Origin of the sequence: Pygmaiobacter massiliensis, assembly GCF_900199435.1 — a bacterium.
GTDB classification, from domain to species: Bacteria; Bacillota; Clostridia; order Oscillospirales; family Ruminococcaceae; genus Pygmaiobacter; species Pygmaiobacter massiliensis.
The window spans coordinates 158,515-177,434 of record NZ_OAML01000003.1 but is presented as its reverse complement, the minus strand read 5'-3'; the positions used below and the strand labels follow the sequence as shown (position 1 = coordinate 177,434).

17 protein-coding genes are annotated in these 18,920 nt (G+C 50.9%); 4 read left to right on the top strand and 13 right to left on the bottom strand.

Features of this window, described 5'->3' with window-relative positions:
- The first annotated feature begins 63 nt into the window (after positions 1-63).
- The gene (locus C1A11_RS05320) at positions 64-873 is read left to right on the top strand and encodes a MerR family transcriptional regulator (RefSeq protein ID WP_102049471.1); all 810 of its coding nucleotides are present in this window, start codon (positions 64-66) and stop codon (positions 871-873) included.
- A 231-nt stretch (positions 874-1,104) separates the two neighbouring features.
- Positions 1,105-2,472 (top strand): MATE family efflux transporter, encoded by a 1,368-nt coding sequence (locus C1A11_RS05315; protein ID WP_102049470.1) that lies wholly within the window; start codon positions 1,105-1,107, stop codon positions 2,470-2,472.
- A gap of 53 nt (positions 2,473-2,525) precedes the next feature.
- Here the strand turns inward: C1A11_RS05315 and C1A11_RS05310 are convergent, their stop codons facing one another.
- The gene (locus C1A11_RS05310; protein ID WP_102049469.1) at positions 2,526-2,987 is read right to left on the bottom strand and encodes a low molecular weight protein-tyrosine-phosphatase; all 462 of its coding nucleotides are present in this window, start codon (positions 2,985-2,987) and stop codon (positions 2,526-2,528) included.
- 40 nt (positions 2,988-3,027) lie between these two features.
- Positions 3,028-3,747: a GntR family transcriptional regulator gene (locus C1A11_RS05305; RefSeq protein WP_102049468.1), complete on the bottom strand. Its 720-nt coding sequence runs from the start codon at positions 3,745-3,747 to the stop codon at positions 3,028-3,030.
- 265 nt (positions 3,748-4,012) lie between these two features.
- On the opposite strand from C1A11_RS05305, the gene asnA reads away from it, so the two are divergent.
- The gene (asnA, locus tag C1A11_RS05300) at positions 4,013-5,020 is read left to right on the top strand and encodes an aspartate--ammonia ligase (protein WP_102050997.1); all 1,008 of its coding nucleotides are present in this window, start codon (positions 4,013-4,015) and stop codon (positions 5,018-5,020) included.
- Between the two features lie 150 nt (positions 5,021-5,170).
- Here asnA and C1A11_RS05295 read toward each other — a convergent pair whose 3' ends face one another.
- Positions 5,171-5,947, bottom strand: a complete 777-nt coding sequence (locus C1A11_RS05295) for a serine hydrolase (protein WP_102049467.1) — start codon at positions 5,945-5,947, stop codon at positions 5,171-5,173.
- 337 nt (positions 5,948-6,284) lie between these two features.
- On the bottom strand, positions 6,285-7,112 hold the full coding sequence (locus C1A11_RS05290) for an MBL fold metallo-hydrolase (protein WP_102049466.1): 828 nt from the start codon (positions 7,110-7,112) through the stop codon (positions 6,285-6,287).
- A 328-nt stretch (positions 7,113-7,440) separates the two neighbouring features.
- Here C1A11_RS05290 and C1A11_RS05285 point away from each other — a divergent pair, with 328 nt between their 5' ends.
- On the top strand, positions 7,441-8,199 hold the full coding sequence (locus C1A11_RS05285; RefSeq protein WP_102049465.1) for an IclR family transcriptional regulator: 759 nt from the start codon (positions 7,441-7,443) through the stop codon (positions 8,197-8,199).
- A gap of 104 nt (positions 8,200-8,303) precedes the next feature.
- On the opposite strand, the gene C1A11_RS05280 is transcribed toward C1A11_RS05285, so the two are convergent.
- The 9 genes from C1A11_RS05280 to gctB form a co-directional block, all read right to left on the bottom strand.
- Positions 8,304-9,062, bottom strand: a complete 759-nt coding sequence (locus C1A11_RS05280) for an amino acid ABC transporter ATP-binding protein (protein ID WP_278335972.1) — start codon at positions 9,060-9,062, stop codon at positions 8,304-8,306.
- A gap of 5 nt (positions 9,063-9,067) precedes the next feature.
- A complete protein-coding gene (locus C1A11_RS05275; RefSeq protein WP_207653953.1) occupies positions 9,068-9,721 on the bottom strand; it encodes an amino acid ABC transporter permease in 654 nt (217 codons plus the stop codon).
- 242 nt (positions 9,722-9,963) lie between these two features.
- Entirely contained in the window at positions 9,964-10,815 is an 852-nt protein-coding gene (locus C1A11_RS05270; protein ID WP_102049463.1) for an amino acid ABC transporter substrate-binding protein, read from the bottom strand.
- A gap of 372 nt (positions 10,816-11,187) precedes the next feature.
- Positions 11,188-12,336 carry a (R)-2-hydroxyglutaryl-CoA dehydratase subunit beta gene (gene hgdB / locus C1A11_RS05265; RefSeq protein ID WP_102049462.1) on the bottom strand — a complete coding sequence of 383 codons (1,149 nt, stop codon included), beginning with the start codon at positions 12,334-12,336 and terminating at the stop codon, positions 11,188-11,190.
- Positions 12,336-13,610, bottom strand: a complete 1,275-nt coding sequence (locus tag C1A11_RS05260; protein ID WP_102049461.1) for a 2-hydroxyacyl-CoA dehydratase subunit D — start codon at positions 13,608-13,610, stop codon at positions 12,336-12,338. The genes hgdB and C1A11_RS05260 overlap by 1 nt, the downstream gene beginning before the upstream one ends.
- A gap of 92 nt (positions 13,611-13,702) precedes the next feature.
- Positions 13,703-14,494 carry a (R)-2-hydroxyglutaryl-CoA dehydratase activase HgdC gene (gene hgdC / locus C1A11_RS05255; protein WP_102049460.1) on the bottom strand — a complete coding sequence of 264 codons (792 nt, stop codon included), beginning with the start codon at positions 14,492-14,494 and terminating at the stop codon, positions 13,703-13,705.
- Between the two features lie 178 nt (positions 14,495-14,672).
- Positions 14,673-15,896: a sodium/glutamate symporter gene (locus tag C1A11_RS05250; protein ID WP_207653946.1), complete on the bottom strand. Its 1,224-nt coding sequence runs from the start codon at positions 15,894-15,896 to the stop codon at positions 14,673-14,675.
- A gap of 393 nt (positions 15,897-16,289) precedes the next feature.
- Positions 16,290-18,044 carry an acyl-CoA carboxylase subunit beta gene (locus C1A11_RS05245; RefSeq protein ID WP_341458131.1) on the bottom strand — a complete coding sequence of 585 codons (1,755 nt, stop codon included), beginning with the start codon at positions 18,042-18,044 and terminating at the stop codon, positions 16,290-16,292.
- Between the two features lie 73 nt (positions 18,045-18,117).
- Positions 18,118-18,918 (bottom strand): glutaconate CoA-transferase subunit B, encoded by an 801-nt coding sequence (gene gctB / locus C1A11_RS05240; RefSeq protein ID WP_102049459.1) that lies wholly within the window; start codon positions 18,916-18,918, stop codon positions 18,118-18,120.
- Positions 18,919-18,920: the final 2 nt, after the last annotated feature.

Below are 18,920 nucleotides of genomic sequence, written 5' to 3'. Positions count from 1 at the left end.
AAAATTTTGCTTGACTCTCCCGCTGGGGGAGGCTCTAAGATAAATCCGAGAGGAGGTGTGCGCATGTTTCGCATCGGCCAATTTTCTGAAATGAGCAAAACTACCATTAAGGCCTTACGCTATTATGACGAGGTAAATCTGCTAAAACCCGAGCAGGTAGACACTGAAACAGGGTATCGGCTTTATACTACCCGCCAGCTCGTAACACTGCATCGCATTCGTGGATTGCGGCAGGCCGGGCTTTCGCTGGATGAAGTGCGCTGTATTTTGCAGGGCACTGACCCCAAAGCAATTTTGCAGGGCCGAAAAAACGAGCTTCTGGTAGGCTTGCGCGAAATTCAGTCACAGCTCTCTCAGATCGATTTTATACTGCAAACACAGGAGGGCCTTTCTATGAATTACAGCGCTAACCTCAAGCAATTACCTGCGTGCATCGTCTACTCGCAGAAACTTACTGTGCCAAATTATGATGCGTACTTTGAATGCATCCCGGCCATCGGTGCTAAAATAGCCGCGCGCTATCCGGACTTAAAATGTGCAAGCCCCGAGTACTGCTTTATCGTCTACCTTGATGGCGAATATCGGGAGAGCGACATTCACGTAGAATTCTGCGAGGCAGTAACCGAGCAAAAGCCGGACTTTGACGATATCTATTTTCAAAAGATGGATGCCGTTACTGCGGTTTGTGTATTGCACAAAGGCCCTTACTCTGGCCTTGCCAGCGCCTACGCGTTTGCGTTTCAGTGGATTGAAAGCAATGGCTATCTTCCGGTAGGTGCGCCGAGAGAAAGCTATATCGACGGCATCTGGAACAAAGAAGATAGTGCCGACTGGTTGACCGAGCTGCAAATTCCCGTTGCGAAAAAAGAGTAGATTCCGCTTTTTTGCCCGCATCTGTTTTTCAGGTGCGGGCAGTTTTATTGCGGCGTTCCGCTACGTTATTGCCAAATGGTTACAAACGATTAAAAAGTGCTGTAAACAGTTGCCCCTGGCGATTTTTTATGCTACAATTACCTTCGTTTCACGCTTCAAACTTCTTCGTTCGCGTTGTTCCGCGTCCGGCTTTTCCGGGCGCTTTATTTTTAGCAAGGGGTGGCATATTTAATGAAAAAGATCAACGACCTTGGACGGGACAGCATGCTTGGCCTGGTACTTCGGCTTGCTATTCCTTCCATGATCGCTCAACTCGTCAACGTATTGTACTGCATCATCGACCGCATGTATATTGGCAACATTCCCGAAATTGGCACGCTTGCGCTTGCCGGAGTTGGGGTATGCGGTCCCATCGTCACATTGCTCTCTTCGTTTGGCACACTTGTCGGAATCGGCGGCTCGATTCTTATGGCAATGAAGCTGGGCGAGGGCGATGAGAAAACGGCAAAACAGGTACTTTCCAACAGCTTCTTGCTGCTGCTGATTTTTTCCGGTCTTCTCACCGTCAGCTTTCTGCTGCTGAAAGACTATCTGCTTACCTGGTTTGGCGCAAGCGATGTCACCTTTATTTACGCGGATACTTACATGACCATCTATACCCTGGGCACCTTTTTCGCGTTGCTTGCCATCGGGCTTGGCAGCTTTATCACTTGCCAGGGCTTTGCAAATATCTCGATGACCGCAGTGCTGATTGGTGCGGGCGGTAATATCTTGCTGGACACCGTGTTTGTGCTGGTGCTTAACTGGGGCGTTGCGGGCGCAGCTTGGGCCACAGTGCTCTCTCAGATGGCCTCTTGCCTGTTCTCCGTCCTCTTTCTATTCCGCAGCCGGCGCATTCGGGTGCGCATCTCGTTTGGCGGGTATTCCAGCGCACTGATTAAGCGCATTCTTTCGATTGGCGTTTCTCCGTTTCTTATCCTCGCAACCGACAGTGTTTTGCTGATTGCAATGAATGCCATGCTCAAAAAATATGGCGGCCCGACAGAGGGCGACCTGTTGATTACCGCTGTGACGATTGTGCAAAGCTTTATGATGCTCGTCACCGGGCCGATGATTGGCGCGACCGGCGGCACCCAGGCCATCATCAGCTACAACTACGGTGCGCGGCAAACGGGGCGGGTGCGCCAGGCCGAGCGGTATATCCTTAGCCTTTGCCTCATCTTCACCAGTCTTATGTTTTTGGTTTCGCGCACGGCCTCTCAATATTTTGTTGGCATCTTCACACAAGACCCGGAAACCGTTGCATTGGCCGTCTGGGGTATTCGTGTCTTTACGCTTGCAATTGTTCCGCTCAGCTTGCAGTATACTTTTGTAGACGGGCTTACGGCTTTGGGATGCACCCGCGTTTCGCTGTTTCTTTCGCTTAGCCGTAAAACTATTTTTCTGCTCTGCGTTATCTTGCTGCCGCCGTTTTTCTCCGCCCGGGCTGCATTTTATGCAGAACCCATTTGTGACATCATCGGCGCCATCAACTCTTCCATTTTGTTTCTTATCACCTTCCGTCCGCATCTTGTGCGCCGGGAAACCGCTTCTGTTTAAATAAAAAAGCTCTCTGCTTTGCGCGTTTGCACTGACAGAGAGCTTTTTTATATTTATTCTGTTATTATGCCAAGTGCTTGCAGCAAGCCGTGGCAGCCTGCCAGAATATCTTCGTATGTTTCATCAAAATTGCCAGTGTACCACGGGTCCGCAATATCTCCGGGGCGCGCTGTAAAATCCAGCAAGCGGCAAAGCTTTGCTTTTGGGTCTTTGCCAAATATCCGCTGCATATTACGTAAATTGGCAGCATCCATACCGATGAGCAAATCATATGCCTCGTAATCCGCAGGGCAGATTTGCCGCGCGCGGTGAGCGCCGCAGTAAACACCCTGCTGTTGCAGTTTGCTTCGTGTGCCGGGGTGCACAGAGTTTCCAATTTCTTCGGTACTGGTCGCCGCAGAGTCAATGACGAAGCTTTCGGCACATCCCAATGCTTTCACCATGTGCCGAAGCAGATATTCTGCCATAGGTGAGCGACAAATATTGCCGTGGCAGATGAACAAGATACGATGCAATTATCTTTCTCTCCCTTTGTAACCTGATGCAAAAATCAGCCTAGCGGACGATAAAGGGACTTCCTTCCGGGTAGCCCACCTGATCGCATATATGCAAAACACTGCCATCAGAACCATAGTTGCGAAAGGTTACGTGCAATAAAGGAGTGTTTTGTTCCAGCTCCAACAGCTGTGCAACCTCTTCATTCGCACGGGTCAGTTCAATTTCCATCTCCCCTGCAATAACACCGATGCACTTTTCTTTTTTGAGCATCTCGTAAATGGACCGGCGCTCGAGGTCTTCCCCGATTAAAAAGCAGTATTCGGTGGGGTAATAGCTTTTTTCTACCACACAGGGCTTACCATCAATATAGCGCAGCCGGTAAATGGCAACTACCGGCGTACCCTCAGCCAAGCCCAGTGCCTTATTGATTTCCGGGTGAGAAACTACAACTACACCCGCATGCAACAGCTTTGCATGCGTTGCTTGGCCTCGCTGCCGGCACACCTCGCACAGACTAAAGCAATCCTGATATTTCTGCCGGCCTGACCGGCAGGATTTCACGAAGGTTCCCTTGCCCTGCCATTTTTCTACAAGGCCCTCCTCCACCAATTCCGATACCGCACGCCGAACGGTAATGCGGCTTACCCGGTATTCCTTTGCAAGTTCTTCTTCCGTGGGTATTCGTTTATCCACTTGATATTTACCGACAAGAATCGCTTCGCGGAGCTGCATGGCTACTTGTTCATACAGCGGAACGATACTTTCGTAATCCAGCACTTTAAACTCCCCTCTGGCCTTTACAACCGGATATTTGCGGTTTGTTTACCATCTTTTACGGTTGTAAAAAGAATGACTTTTAAAATTTAAACCGATGTTTTTTCATTTTACCATACTTTTTTACATCCAGCAATCTTATAGCTGGCTTTTATCTTAGGTTCTCGCGGCTTTGCTCTGTTGACATTGCCCCCCATCACTTCTATAATAGATATATTATGGATTTATTACCCTGACTTTAAAATGTAAAGAGGAAAGAGGAAATATGATGAGCAACACAATCATCCCGAAAGATTATTCTCCCACTTTGGGGCTGTACGAGACCCAAAACGCAATCGGGCTCATCCATAATATTTTCTTCCGCAAACTTTGCGGGACCCTGCACTTAAAGCGGGTTACTGCACCCTTATTTGTAGACCCCGCCTCGGGGCTTAACGACGACTTGAACGGCGTAGAGCGCCCTGTGCGCTTTGATGTGCCTGCTACCCGTGGTGACGCTGTGGTGGTGCACTCGCTCGCCAAATGGAAGCGGCTTGCGCTTTATAAATACGACTTTCACATCGGCAACGGCCTGATTACCAACATGAATGCAATTCGCCGTGACGAAGAGATGGACAACCTTCACTCTATTTACGTCGACCAGTGGGACTGGGAAAAAGTAATCACCGCAGAGCAGCGCTCGATTGAATACTTGCAGGACACTGTAAACCGCATCGCTTGGGCCATTTGCGACACGATGGAGGAGCTGCGCTGGAAGTTCCCCGAGCTTGGCACCAGCCTCTGCCGCGAAGTTTCTTTTGTTACCTCGCAGGAGCTGGAAGACCTTTACCCCGGCCTCTCTTCGAAAGAGCGGGAAAACGCATATGTAAAAGAGCATCCCACCACCTTTATCATGCAAATTGGGGGAGCGCTGCGCTCTGGCAAGCCGCACGATGGCCGTGCACCGGACTATGATGACTGGACGCTGAACGGCGATTTGCTGTTCTGGCACGAGCCGCTGAACATGGCACTCGAAATCAGCTCAATGGGTATTCGTGTCGACGCTGCTGCGCTGGACCGTCAGCTGCACCTTGCTGGCTGCGATGACCGCCGCGAGCTTTCGTTCCACAAGCTGCTGCTGGAAGGCAAGCTTCCGCTGACCATTGGCGGCGGCATTGGCCAGAGCCGCCTGTGCATGCTTTTGCTGGGCAAGGCCCACGTTGGCGAGGTACAGGTTTCTCTGTGGGATGACGAAACCCTTGCCATCTGCAAAGAAGGCGGCATTCCTCTGCTGTAAATAAATAAAAAAGCGCTCTGCTGATGATTTTGGCAGGGCGCTTTTTCTCCTTCTTTTTGTTCTCTTTTGTGGGGCTCAAGTTTTCCACAGAACTCTTTTTGAGTGTGGAAAACTCACGGCCTGCTGCAACGCGCTGTATTTCTTATGGCTCTAGCGGGCAAGCATCGCATCATACACCATTTTAGAAATGGTTCCTATTGTTTCACGCCCTTCTCGATTGCTGGGGTTCTGCTCGGTGAGTACCACGAGCAAGTAAGGATGCCCTTCCACCAAAATCAGTCCGCCATCATGCTCCAGGCAATCAAGGTCTCCACATTTGTGGGCGACGGGGATTTCTTCGGGTAAATACAGCTGCAACCGGCCTGTTTGCTGTTGGCGCAGCAAAATTTCCAACGCGGTGCGACTCATTTTTTCGTCGACCAAGGTACCGCGGTAAATCAACTCTAGCATCTTTGCCATGTCCTCGGCACAGATATAATTTTCGCGGCCTTGCCGCTTCGCCTCAGTATCCATCATTTTGCGGCCAAGCTGTGCTTCCCGCAATCTCAGCTTTCTTGCTTGCGCGTTAATCGCATCCATCCCCAGTAAGTCTATCAGCAGGTTGGTAGCGGTATTGTCACTGACAATAATCATCAGCGTCAAAATTTCTTCCAGTGCAAAGCTGTGGCCTGGTCTTAGCTCTTTCAAAATACCGTCACCGCCCGTAACCCGGGCCTGTGTAAGTAAAATGTGGTCGCTGAGCGAGCGCCGTCCGGCGGCAATCTGGTCCAGCAGCTCTGCCATAATCAGCAGTTTAATTGTACTTGCCGAAACAAACCGCGTTTTTCCTGCAATTGAAAAGTCTCCTCCGCTTATCAGGTCGCGCCAGACCACCGCCACTTTGCCGGGGCGCGTTGCAAGATAGCTTTCTATTTCATTTTTGAGCATCGATTTTCCCTCTCTTTCTATTTTAAAAAGTTGCGTCAAATATTTGGCTTTTCGCACGGATTAGAACAAAAAGTCTGTTCTTTTACTGCGTTCAGTTCCCTTGCACGCCTGCATTTTTTCAAAATAAAAACCCAGCACAAAGCATACCCTTAAATCAGGGGCTTTGGCTGGGTTTCTTGCGCGCTCTGCTGCCGGCAAAGGCAGCCTGTGCATAAAGAAGCAGCGATAATAATTCAAAAGTTTTGCGGCTGCCTTGTTAAGGAGCCTTACTTAAAATTCACCTTAATTATACGAGCATCGCTCCGGCCTGTCAATCCGAGCACCGCTCTTTGTTTTTTCAGCATTCAAACTCCCACACATCTCCGGTGTGGTTCTCTCCATACGGTACCTTGTTTTGGTTGCGCAGATAATCCGCCGCGGCGGCGCCTGTGCAATGGGACAAGAGGCATCTCTCGATTCCCATTTCCTCCAGCGCCTGCGCCGTTTTTTGGATGCGATTTTCATCTGCTTCAACCAGATGCGAGCCGCCGATAACCGCATAGATGGGCTGTGCAAAACGGGTTTGTACTGTGCGCAGCAGATTAACTACCCCCACATGCGAACAGCCTGCCAGCACCACAAGGCCTTTGCGGCACTCTGCCACCAGTGCGATTTCGTCTGCAAACGGGTCTGGCTGCGTCCCCTGCTCTCCCAGTACAAAGGCAGGGTTGAGTGCTTCAAAATCATTGGTTCTCTCAAACCCACCGACCGCCCAAAGGTGGTCTGACAGCTGCTGTTTGCCCTCTACCCAAACCAGCTCTGCACCTGCCAGCTCTAGCTGCTGGCGGGTAAAATGTGTGCCGATGTAGCGGGTCTGTTCCGGCGTGCGTTTATATTTTTCTTCAAAGTAGCCCTTGCCCAGTACAAAGCGCCGCGCCGCAGGGCACTCTTGCAGCAGCCGGGCCACACCGCCGCTATGGTCAAAATGCCCGTGGCTGATGATGACAGCATCCAGCGGTGCCAGTGATACGCCAAGCGTGTTTGCATTGTCTAAAAAGGCACCACTTGCCCCCGTATCAAATAAAAAGCGCTGGTCATCTATTTCTACCAGCATCGATAAGCCGTGTTCTGCACAAAGCTGTCCGCTTTCAGGGGCCTCGTTTTCGATTAGCGTTGTAATTTTCATTTTTGTGCCCTTACCTTTCTGAAAAACCGCAATATTTCCGCTTGCTCAAACCTGGATTTTTGCAGCGCACTCGAAGCGAATGGAAAACAAAAAGCAATTCTTATTAAAATTGGCTCTTGCGCTTTTTGTTGATTGTGTTATGCTGATTTTAACAAATTTTTCTAAGAAAAGCAAAGTTAAACATTTTAGAATGCGAAAGCTATTGCACATTATGGAATTTAGTTGTATGCTATAAGAGGCTTAAAATCAACTATTTTCTCAGCTTGGCGCAGCAAAATTTATGCTTGCAGCCTACTGAGAATTGATAATACGCAAAGGAGCTTTTTCCATGATCCAAAGTTTGATGCGCGCGATTGACCTGCTTGAAATGCTAAAAGATTCTGATAAATCTTTCTCTATTTCAGAGCTGTCTGATCGGCTTGCACTTCCTCCCAGCACTGTTCACCGTATTTTACAAACCTTCTGTGCCCGAAAGTACGTCACCAAGGACGAGACCAGCCATCTTTATCGGCTTGGGCCAGCCCTAATTTCTCTGGGCTCTTCCGCCTCACATAACCTGCGGCTGCAAGATCTTGCAAAGCCTGTCTTGCTGGATTTGTCGCAGTCTACCGGCGAAGACGCTTTTCTTATTGTTCGGGCGGGCAACAAAGGGCTTGTGCTGGACAAAGTGGAAGGCGCTAACATTCTTAAAGTCGTCGAAAAGTTTGGCACGGCGGTGGATTTACACTGTGGTGCAATCCGCAAAGCCCTGCTGGCTTATCAGGACGAAGAATTTATCCAAAACTATATCAATGTGAAGCTGGCCCCTGCTACTGATGTCACCTCCCCCACACCGGAGGAGCTGTTGCAAAGCTTGGACCGTATTCGCCGCAACGGTGTTTCCTTTTCTTACGGAGATTACATACAAGACGCAGTGGGCGTTGGCGCACCGATTTTCTCCTCAGACGGCAAGGTGATTGCCTCTATCGGCATCATTGCCCCCGCTGCCCGTATTGACAACGAGCACGGTGCGCAAATCAGCACAATAGTAAAACAGCACGCCGATGAACTTTCTTACAACATGGGATATTCTTCAGTGAACACCTGATGCGTGGCCGCTTTTAAGCTGCCTTTTTGAAGCTTCTGGCTAATACATAATACAAAACGAGCTGGTGCTTGCCAAACGGCAGGCCACCGGCTCGTTTTTTTGTGTTATTTCTGAAATCCGTTTAAGAAACGACAGATGCGCTCGTTTTTTTGGTTCGAGAAAAATTCTTCGGCACTGTCTTCTGCGATGATTTCGCCGTCTTCAAAAAATAAAATGCGGTCTGCTACCGAGCGCGCAAACTCCATTTCATGAGTGACAATCAGCATCGTTATGTTCTGCTGTGCCAACTTTGCAATGACAGCGGTAACCTCGGCAGTCAATTCTGGATCCAGTGCACTGGTCGGCTCATCAAACAGCAAAATTTCGGGGTCAATTGCAAGTGCGCGCGCAATCGCAATGCGCTGCTGCTGCCCACCCGAGAGCATCGCCGGGTAGCTGTCAGCCTTATTCTCGAGCCCCACCAGTTGCAACAGTCGCTTCGCATCTGCCTCTGCGTCAACTCGGTTCTTTTTCAGAATTTGAATCGGCGCAATCGTGATATTTTCAAGGCAGGTCAGGTGCGGAAAAAGATTAAACTGCTGAAATACCATGCCGGTTTTCATACAAAGGCGGCGCAGCTCCCGCTCGGGCGGATAGACCGCTTTTCCGTCCACCGTATCCGCCAGAGGTTCTCCGTCAATCAAAATGCGCCCGCTTGTAATTTTCTCAAGGTCGTTTACGCAGCGCAGCAGAGTGGATTTACCACTGCCCGACGAACCAATAATGGCGACTGCTTCGCCTTTTTCCACGGTCAGAGAAACGCCGCGCAGCGCCTCAAAGGCACCAAACTTTTTCGTAACATTTTCTACTGTTAAAATGGGCACAGCGCTCACGCCTCCTTTTTCTCATGCCGGCTAAATCGTTTTTCCAGCCGCTCATACATAACCGTCAGTACAAAGGTCAGCAGCAGGTAAATCAGCGCCGCCAGAACATACCCCGTAATGTTAACATCGCGGTTTACCGCGCCCTGTGCGGCCTTTAACAGCTCGCCTACGCCAATTGCGGTAACAAGAGCAGTATCTTTCACCAGCGTGATGGTTTCGTTGCAAACAGGCGGTATTACCCGGCTGACCGTTTGCGGGATAATGATAAACCGCATCGTTTGCCAATGGGTAAAACCAAGCGTTCTTGCCGCTTCATGCTGCCCACGGTCAATCGATTGAATGCCTGCACGGTAAATCTCGGCAAAGTAAGCGGCATAGTTAAGTACAAAAGTCAGCACTGCCGCTGGGAAGCGCTCGAACCGCAGTCCCAGAAAAGGCAAGCCATAATACACAAAAAATAGCTGCAGCATCAGCGGCGTACCACGAAACACCCAGATATACAGGCGACTGAGCCAGCGCAGCGGCGGCACCCGGGAAATATTGCCGAGCGTAACCATCATCCCCAGCGGCAATGCAAACACCAGCGTAAGCAAAAAGAGTTTGAGGGTTTCGCCAAGCCCCTGCATGAGTGCTGGCATGATTCTTAAAATATAGGAGATATCCATCTGTTTCCTCCGCGGCCTTGCCGCTCTTCTATAATTTGAAAATGCATTTCAGCCAATTAGACGCACGGTCATTTTTTCAACTGTGTCGAGTTCCTCGTGCGCTTGTTCTGGCTTCAGCGGTTGTTGCGCTCATCCTTCTACAGACAGCAAAGGCGGCGGAAGTTTTCCTCCGCCGCTCTGCCTATCCACAGAAACAAAATATTGATTTTGGGGACTGTTGCGCCCCTTGGCGTCTTTTACTCTTTTACAAGAATATCGGTGCCAAACCATTTTTCAGAAATTTCAGCCGCAGTGCCGTTGTCGATGCAGGCTTTGATTGCGACATTCACTGCCTCAGTCAGCTCGGTATCTCCTTTGCGGAAGCCGATCGCATACAGGTCCTCGCCAAAGTCAACTTCCGACACGCCAAACACATTTTCGAGCTGTGCATTTTTATACTGACCCAGCACTTCGTCCACAATCATGGCATCCAATCGGCCGGTCTGCATATCCATAATGACCTGGTCGTAGGTTTTATACTCGGTAAGCTTGCTTTCGATTTTTGCATAAATCGGGTCTGCTTTCAGGGTTTCGAGTGCAGAAGAATCTGCCTGTGTGCCAAGGTTATAATTGGCGAGCTCTTCTTTTGAAGAGATAGTAACACCCTTATTCGTCATAATAATAATCTTATTGTTGAGGTACGGCTTGGAAAGGCTCATGTCCGCCTCGCGCTCCGGTGTAATCGACATGCCGTTCCAGATGCAGTCAATTTTGCCTGTGGAAAGTTCCAGCTCTTTTGCGTCCCAGTCAATTGGCTGAAAAACCGGCTCTACCCCAAGCTCTTTGCAAACAGCAGTGGCAAGGTCGATGTCGAAACCGACAATGTTGTTGCTTTCATCGCGGAAGCCCATTGGTGCAAAGGTATCGTCCAGGCCTACAATCAGCTGGCCCTTTTCCTTAATATCCGCAAGCGTGGTTGCGTAGCTGGAGGCGGAGGAAGCGGATGAAGCAGATTCTGCACCAGGAGCAGCAGATGAAGCGGAAGAACCGCAGGCGGTGAAGCTTAGCGCCAGTGCGGCAGCAAGCAGAACGGATAATGTTTTTTTCATCTTAAATATCTCCCCTATTTCTCTCTTTATGGCACATTTAAGCGCTTTTTATCGTCTGGCATTATTATACTTTATTGTGATAAAGTTGTAAAGCACGAATGTGCCAAAAAACAGTTTTTCAGACATACGCACACATCTTGCTGTACTATGCGACCTCTTTGTTGTGCAACCTGCCTGGTGTTTCAGCTTACAGGGTACTTATACCACCAACTTTGCCTATGATACTGATTATAAAAAGACAGCTAATCTAGCGCGGCCTACGAGTAAACAAAAAAATATCCCGCAGGGAGACATAGTGTCTACCTGCGGGATAATTAGGGAGGTGTATTCAAGCGATACGGCTATGCGCTTTCACCGGCAAAATTGCCAGAATTATTTGCGCATCTCCAGCACGTCGCCAAAGGCCTGAATCGCGGTGCGAGCCTGACCAAAGTCACGCATCTGCTGGTCAACACCCAGTTTGATGTGGGCAACGCCTGCATCATCAAGCGCTTTTTTGAGGGAGGGATACTCCATCTCTTCGGGGTCGCAGAACTGCTGCATGAACAGTACGAGGCCCTGAGCGCCGCTCTCTTTAACGAGGTTGGCAACAAATTCGCCACGGCGGTTCTGGCTGGAGAATTTGTCGTACAGCAGAACTTCGTAGTCCTGTGCAGCAAACTGCAGAGCCAGAGACATCATTGCGTCTGCATTTTCCGGTGCGTCTACACGGAAAGCACGGGTCTCCTGTGCAACGTCGTCAGCAGCAATTGCAATGTTGTTTTCTTCGAAGATAGCGAGCAGTTTCGGGTTGTCGCAAACGATACCGGAAGTAACAACTTTGGTGCCCTTCCAATCGCATACCGGCAGTTTCTCGAGCTCTGCATTGAGGGCTTCGAGTTTCTCAGTGTACTCGTCTTTCAGCATGAACCAAGAAGCTTTCAGCACAGCGCTGCGCTTGGTTGCAGTGATTACGTCGCAGTGATCGCTTGCCAGTTTGACAAACTTACGGCGAGCAGCACGGCTTGCGTTGTAAACGCGGATTGCGTTCTGGATGTCTTCGTTGGTCATCTCTTTGCCAGCGATTTTCTCCAGCTCTTTGCGAACGTTGCCATACTGATCCATGGTGAATTTCAGGCCATAATCAGCAAAGCGGTTCTGCGGGTGAGCCAAGAAGATAACCGGTAGTTTGTGGCTCAGTGCAACACGGAAGTTCTGGCTCATGGGGCGCAGGGTGTCGCAGATGGTCGGGGTGATAACGCCGTCCAGCTGGTCCATGGTGCCGTCAAGCAGCATCTCGAGTGCCAGCTGTGCAATGGTGCAGTAGAAGGTGGCGCAATACTCTTTTGCCATGCTGATGGTTTTGGTGTTGCTACCCCAGATGCCCATCGGCACCATGCCTGCAGCGTACACCAGCTCTTCAGGTGCATAGTAGGGCAGAACGCCGATAACTTTTTTGCCAGCTGCTTTAAAGTCAGCCAGCTGCTTTGCCGGATTTTCGGCTACGGTTTTAAACTCGTTCAGCAAAATTTCGATGCTCATTATGCCTTGCCCTCCTCTTTTGCAGCTTTGCGTGCTTCCATAGCTTCTACGAGGCCCTGAACGCGGGTCTCATATTGTGCTTCGTTGAAGTTACGCGGGTCAGCCTGGTCACCATCGAAGCCAGCGCAGGGAATGCCCAGATCGTTGGTGAAGCGGCGCTGCATCTCTGCCATGTAACCGCTCCAGGGTTTGCAGCTGCGGTTGTAATGAACCAGCACGCCGTCAACTTTATTGTCGCGGCAGATGCCTTCACGCCAATCAACGCCCTGCTCAATGCAAACGCTGTTCGGTGCTTTGCAGTATGCGCGCATCATTTCGTCCATGTTGTTGTAAACAAAGCCGAATGCCGGTGCGTAAACAACAGCAGTAACGTTAAGGCCATTTGCTTTGAGGGGTTTGAAGAGAGCCTTCAGCTCCGGCCAGCAGGGAATGCCTTCGAACATGATACGGTATTTTTCGGGGAACGGAAGGGTGGATTCACCGCTCTTAACGTTCTCTTCGAGCTCTTTTGCAAGCAGCTCAAATGCTTCTGCTGCTGCAACCTTGCCGCGTGCGGTAACAACGTCAGCCATGTGGTTGAACAGGTCGAAACCGGACATCGGGGAGGGTTTATACTGCAGGAAATCGCAAACTTTCAGCCATGCTTTTGCAGTGCGGTTAGCGTTTGCACAAACCTGCTCAAATTTCTTCTCGTCAAATTTGCGGCCGGAGATTTCTTCCAGCTGTTTGATAGCATCATCAAACTGGCCGCGGATGTACGCAACATAAGTGTCGTCTACTTCAACGCTGTTGTTGTAGGGGACGTCGATCATGATAAGGGGGATATTGTGCATACGCGCAATATTCTCATACCATTTGGTCATGCAGTTGCAGATGTTGTTGCAGCAAAGTACGAAGTCCGGCTGGGGCATACGGCGAGACTCGTTGGTGGTCTCAACGCCTGCAGCATAAGCCAGGCTGATACGTGCGTAACCGCAGATGTCAGCGTCAAAGCCCATCTCTTCTGCAGCCTGGCACATACGCTCGCCGTCATGCTGTGCAGCAATACCAGCAGCCTGGTTTTCCGGGTAAACAACGGCCAGACCCAAAGTCTCTGCGATTTCGCAAGGGAATTTGGAAGAAGACCAGCCTACCGGCTCGCCACGTTTTTTTGCTTCCCATGCAGCTGCATAAACATCAGTAACAACCTGACGCAGGGCAGTAGCACCGAGGCTGGTTTTTTTTGCCGGTTTTGCAGCGGGAGCTGCTGCGGCATTGTTTTCGATTTCAGCCATTTGTTTCAATCCTCCATCGTAAAATATATAAAATAAATTGGACAACAGAATTCACTGCGCGTGCACGGAAACCCGCGTGCACGCACCATTATTTACTGTTCGCGGCTGCACTTTTCCCAGCCAAACAGGGCTGCGCCAAGTGCACCGTTGTACTGGGTAAGCGGAGAGGTGTGGACAGTATGTCCCAGCTCTTCTTCCAGCGCATGGACAATGCCGGTGTTCTGTGCAACACCGCCGGTCATAACTACCTGGTCCTGCACACCGACGCGGCGGGCAAGGCCCACTACACGGCTTGCCACCGAGCGGTGGATGCCGTTGATGATATCGCATTTGTCGGTCGCCATTGCCAACTGGCTGATGACTTCGCTCTCTGCAAACACAGTGCAGGTAGAGCTGATGCCGACTTCTTTGGTGGATTTTGCGCCCAGCTCGGCAAGGTCGCTGACCTTAACTTCGAGCACGCGTGCCATGACGTCAAGAAAACGCCCGGTACCAGCAGCACATTTATCATTCATCTGGAAATTGGTCATCATCCCCTGATCTATGTGCAACACTTTTACGTCTTGGCCGCCAATGTCGATAACGGTGTGAACTTCCGGAAAAAGGAAGTATGCGCCGCGTGCATGGCAAGACAGCTCGCTCATCTGTTTATCAGCGATTTCAAGCAGCGAGTTGCGGCCATAGCCGGTTGCAAGAATATAATCCATCTCTTCTTTGGTTTTGCCTGCTGCTGCAAGCACCTCGTCGATGGCGCGCTGCGGACCGCTGGTGCCGGCGCCAACGCCGATAAGAGATTTTGCAACGATTTCTGTGCCGTTTTTCAGCATCACGCATTTGGATGCTGTGGAGCCGACATCAATACCGAGAGTATAAATATCTTTCATAATTTACCGTTTCCTTACTTTATGGCAAAATAAATTTTCTAAACAGGTTGAAAGGACCTGCCAAAAACCAAAAAGGCCTTTCGCCCCAAAATCCCCGGCTGTACAAAGACAGCCGAGGTTAGGGCTATGCCAAAACAGACGGGGAGACCCCTGTGTATGGCATCATAATTCAATTAGATTATAACATACCTTGCGCGATGTTCAAGAAGGTAGTGATAATCGCAGAGTTGGTAAGGTTGCTAATAAAGCCACCGATGAGGGGTACTACAAAGAATGCCAGCTTGGAATAGTGGTATTCGTTGCAGACCGAAGTCATGGTTGCCATCGAAACGGGCACTGCGCCCAGGCCGAAGCCGGAGTGACCAGTTGCGATGATTGCTGCATCGTAGTTCTTGCCGCATGCACGATAGGTGATAATAGTGCAGAAGAAGTAGATGAGGATAAGCTGAAGCACCAGGATGGTGATGAGAGGCAGAGCCAGCTCAGCCAGCTGCCACAGCTTCATGGTGATGATGGACAGCGACACGAAGATAGCAAGAGAAATCTCGCCGATGATGTCGATGGTCTCATAAAGAGCATCGTCACCTTTTTTGGTGCCGTCCAGGATCATACGAGCGATGATGCCGCCCAGCATACACATAACGTGGATGGGGAGGTTGACGCTCGGCAGAAGGATCTTAGCGATTTTGAAAAGGGTCTGGCCCAGGCCGCAAGCGAGAAGCAAAATGTAAACTGCTTTAAAAGCGCGCTCGCTGCTTACGAAAGCTTTGATGCTGCTGACTTCTTCCAGTTCATTTCCGTCAGTGCCTTTGTAGTTCTTGTCGAGCTGGTTTTTACGAATCAAGCGGCGACCCATCGGGCCACCGAGCATGCAACCGGCAATCAGGCCAAAGGTTGCAGCAGCAACTGCAACTTCAACTGCGCCAGTGCCACCCATCGCCTCTGCGATGGGGCCGAAGGAAGCAGCATTGCCGTGGCCGCCGGTCAGCGGGGTAGAACCTGCCATCAGTGCGACGAGAGGGTTCATGCCCATTGCGGTGCCAACGCCCAGTGCAAGGGCATTCTGCAATGCTGCAAGCACAGCAGCCAGCACCGAGAAGATAACGACCAACTTGCCGCCTTTTTTCAGCAAAGCAAGACTTGCAGCACAACCGCTTGCCGCGAAGAACACATTGTAGAAGAAGGTGTTCATTGTGTTGTAATCAAAAGAGAATGCAACCACGTTGGTCACATACAGAATGCAGGTGACGATTGCGAAAATGGTGCCGCCTACAACTGCCGCGGGGATGCAATACTTCTTGATTGCAGGAATTTTTTTGCGCAGAAATTCGCCCAAATAGATGGCCAGAATTGCAATGGCCAAAGTTTGGAACATACCGATTTCAATAGTAGTAATTTCCAAAAATTTTCACTCCACTCACATTTTGTCGTTCGCAGAGAAAATTACAGTAGTTTCTCACAAAATCTGATGCGACCGACTACATCTACTCCCAACACAGAAAAACTTTCCCCTTTTCTGCGCAGCTCCCATGGAATGGATGTATGTAAAGGTATTCAGTTGTCACATAAAGCTGTGCTACTATAACCTTCTCGCTATTCAAACCGAACACTGCTCGGCTTGATTCATTATAAGGCTGCCGTGCAGCCATACAGCAATAGAAACAGCAAGGGCAGAGCCGCTGGCACACCGCCTATCCCTGACAGTGTGCTGCCGGTGCTCTGCCCGGCTGCTTTCTCGTCACGTGAAGCTTCCCAACATCACGCAACTGCCGTTTTTACATAAAACTGCGTTTGCTTATTTGCCGAAAGTCTGGAACTCGCGGATAGCACGCGGCAACAGCATCTGGTGGAATGCGCAGATAGCCTGCGGATTCTGGTATGCTGCGTCGGTGAATGCACGCATATAGGTGCGGAGTACGGGCAGATCGACGATTTCGTCAACGAGGCCGATCTCTGCGCAGAACTTCGGACGAGATTTTTTGTAGTATTCCTGGATCATGTCGTTCATCTTGTCGATGGTCGGCTGCAGGTCTTTGCCAGCAGCGTCGTCTTTTGCAAGGCGGCGGCTGTACATAGCAGAAGCAGCGGTCTCACCGTGCATAACGTAGATCTCAGTTGCAGCGGTGCCGATGGAGAACGCGTTGGTGTTGTTGCCCTGCGGGCCGCCCAGCACGTAGTGTGCAGCAGCGGAACCTTTGCGGAGGGTGATTTCCATCTGGGGAACTTTAGAGTTCTCGATGGAGTAGATGAGGGACTGGCCGAGGCCGAGAAGCTCTGCGCACTCTGCCTCGTCGCCAACATCGATACCGGTGGTATCCTGAACCCAGATGATGGGCAGTTTATCACGGCTGCACATATTGACGAACTCGCTCATCTTGATGAGGCCCTGGCGATACAGTTTGCCGCCGATGCCGATTGCGCCCTGTTTGTACTCGGGGTAGTTCATCAGAATGCCCTGAGCGTTCATAACGATACCAACGAGCAGGCCGTCGATTTTAGCAAGGCCGGTGATCATCTCGGGGCCATAGCCCTTTTTGTACTCGCTGAACTCGGAGTTATCGATCAGACGAGCGAGAATCTCGTAAGAGTTGTAAACCTTTTTCTGGTTCATCGGGACGATGCTGTACAGGTCCTCAGCGTTGAACTGGGGCTCACGCGGGTCATCGACACGGAAGAACTCGAGGTTGTAAGCGGGCAGGTAGCTCATATATTTCTTCAGAGCTTCGATTACGCCCATTTCTTCTGCATAAACTTCACGGAAGAAGCCAGTCTCGTTGAAGTGCACGCCGATGGAGCCCGGAGCTGCAACTTTAACTTTGGTACCTTCGATGATCTGTTTTGCGCCCTCAAGGTCGACATAGCCCTTCGGGCTCATGCCGGAGAGGATGCCAGCGCCACCGACTGCCATGTTCGCATCTTTGTGAGCGATCAGGATGGTCGGGCTGATGGAGTGGTAGCCGCCGCCTGCCGGGTTGGTGCCCCAGATGCCGACGAGGATGGGCACACCAAGCTGTGCCAGCTCTGCTGCGCGGAAGAACGGAGTACCACCGGTGCGGCGGCCTGCGTATACCTTCTCCTGCTCGTCAAGCTTAACGCCAGAGCAGTTCAGCAGGTAGATAACGGGGATGTGCAGGGTTTTTGCAGTGTCGGTGCCGCGGAGGATGTCCTCTGCCTGGCCGCCGATCCATGCACCTGCGAGCTTCTTGTTGTCAGAAGCAATGATAAGAGCCCATTTGCCCTCAACGCGGCCGAGGCCTTTAACGATACCGGTGGTGCCGTGATCGTTGTGCTCGGGGTTGTAAAGGGTGTTCAGGGGGCAGAAGGTGCCTTCGTCGACGAGGGCCTCAATGCGCTGCATTGCGGTCCACTGGCCGGAAGCGTTCAGAGACTCGGTGCTGCGACCTGCGTCGAGAGCAGCTTCAGAGAGTTCGTGGATTTCCTGCTCTACAGCGCGCAGCTCAGTTTCGTTCTCAGCATTGGGCGCAACAGGAGTGCCGATGACGGGCATATTCTGGAAATAGCCGGGCATCGAATATTCGTTCATGCTCATTTGCGTTTCTCCTTTTGATAAAGTGCAAAGTCCGTCCGGAGCATTGTCCGGGCGGACCCTGCCTTATATGCTATTATTTCTCTTCAACCGGCACTTTAATAAATGCCTGGCCCGGATCAATCTCTTCGCGAATCATGCGGATAACTTCCTCAGAGGGAGCCTCCAGCTGAATTGCTTTGGAAACATCGATATCGAAACCGGTGTTCTCTTTGACCATTTCGGGGGAAGAAGTCGGATAGTATGCATACAGGTACATACGTTTGGTCTCTTCATCAAATTTCATGATGCCGAGGTCGGTAACGACCATCTGAGGACCACGGTTGGTCGGCAGGCCTTTTTTGGCACGGCCGTCCGGGCCATCGATGTAGCCGGGGCTGGTGACGTAGTCGATGTGGTCGATGAAACGACGTTTCTCGTGCTGCATCATGATAACGGTGTTTGCAAAGGTTGCAATGCCGTTAGCACCGCCGGAACCCGTGAAGCGGGTTTTCGGGTGGTGGTAGTCACCGATGGAGGTGGAGTTCACGTTGCCGTACGGATCGATCTGAGCACCGCCGATGAAAGCGATGAGACGCTCGTTGTTGTGCAACCACTCGTTTGCCTCAAAGCCGATGAAGCGAACGTTCGGCCACTGTACTGCGCAGTGAGCCATGAAGCGGTTGTCACCGACAGAACGGGGAACCTCGATGGGGGAGCAGTCCATCAGACCGCTCTCGACGATCAGCTGGCACTCCGGTGCGAACACGCGTTTTGCCAGAGAAGCGCCGATCAGGGGAAGACCGGTGCCGACAATAACAATCTGGCCGTTCTGGATCAGCTGAGCAATCGCGACAGCCTGCATTTCTTTGTTGGTGTAATTCTTATAGTTTGCCATTG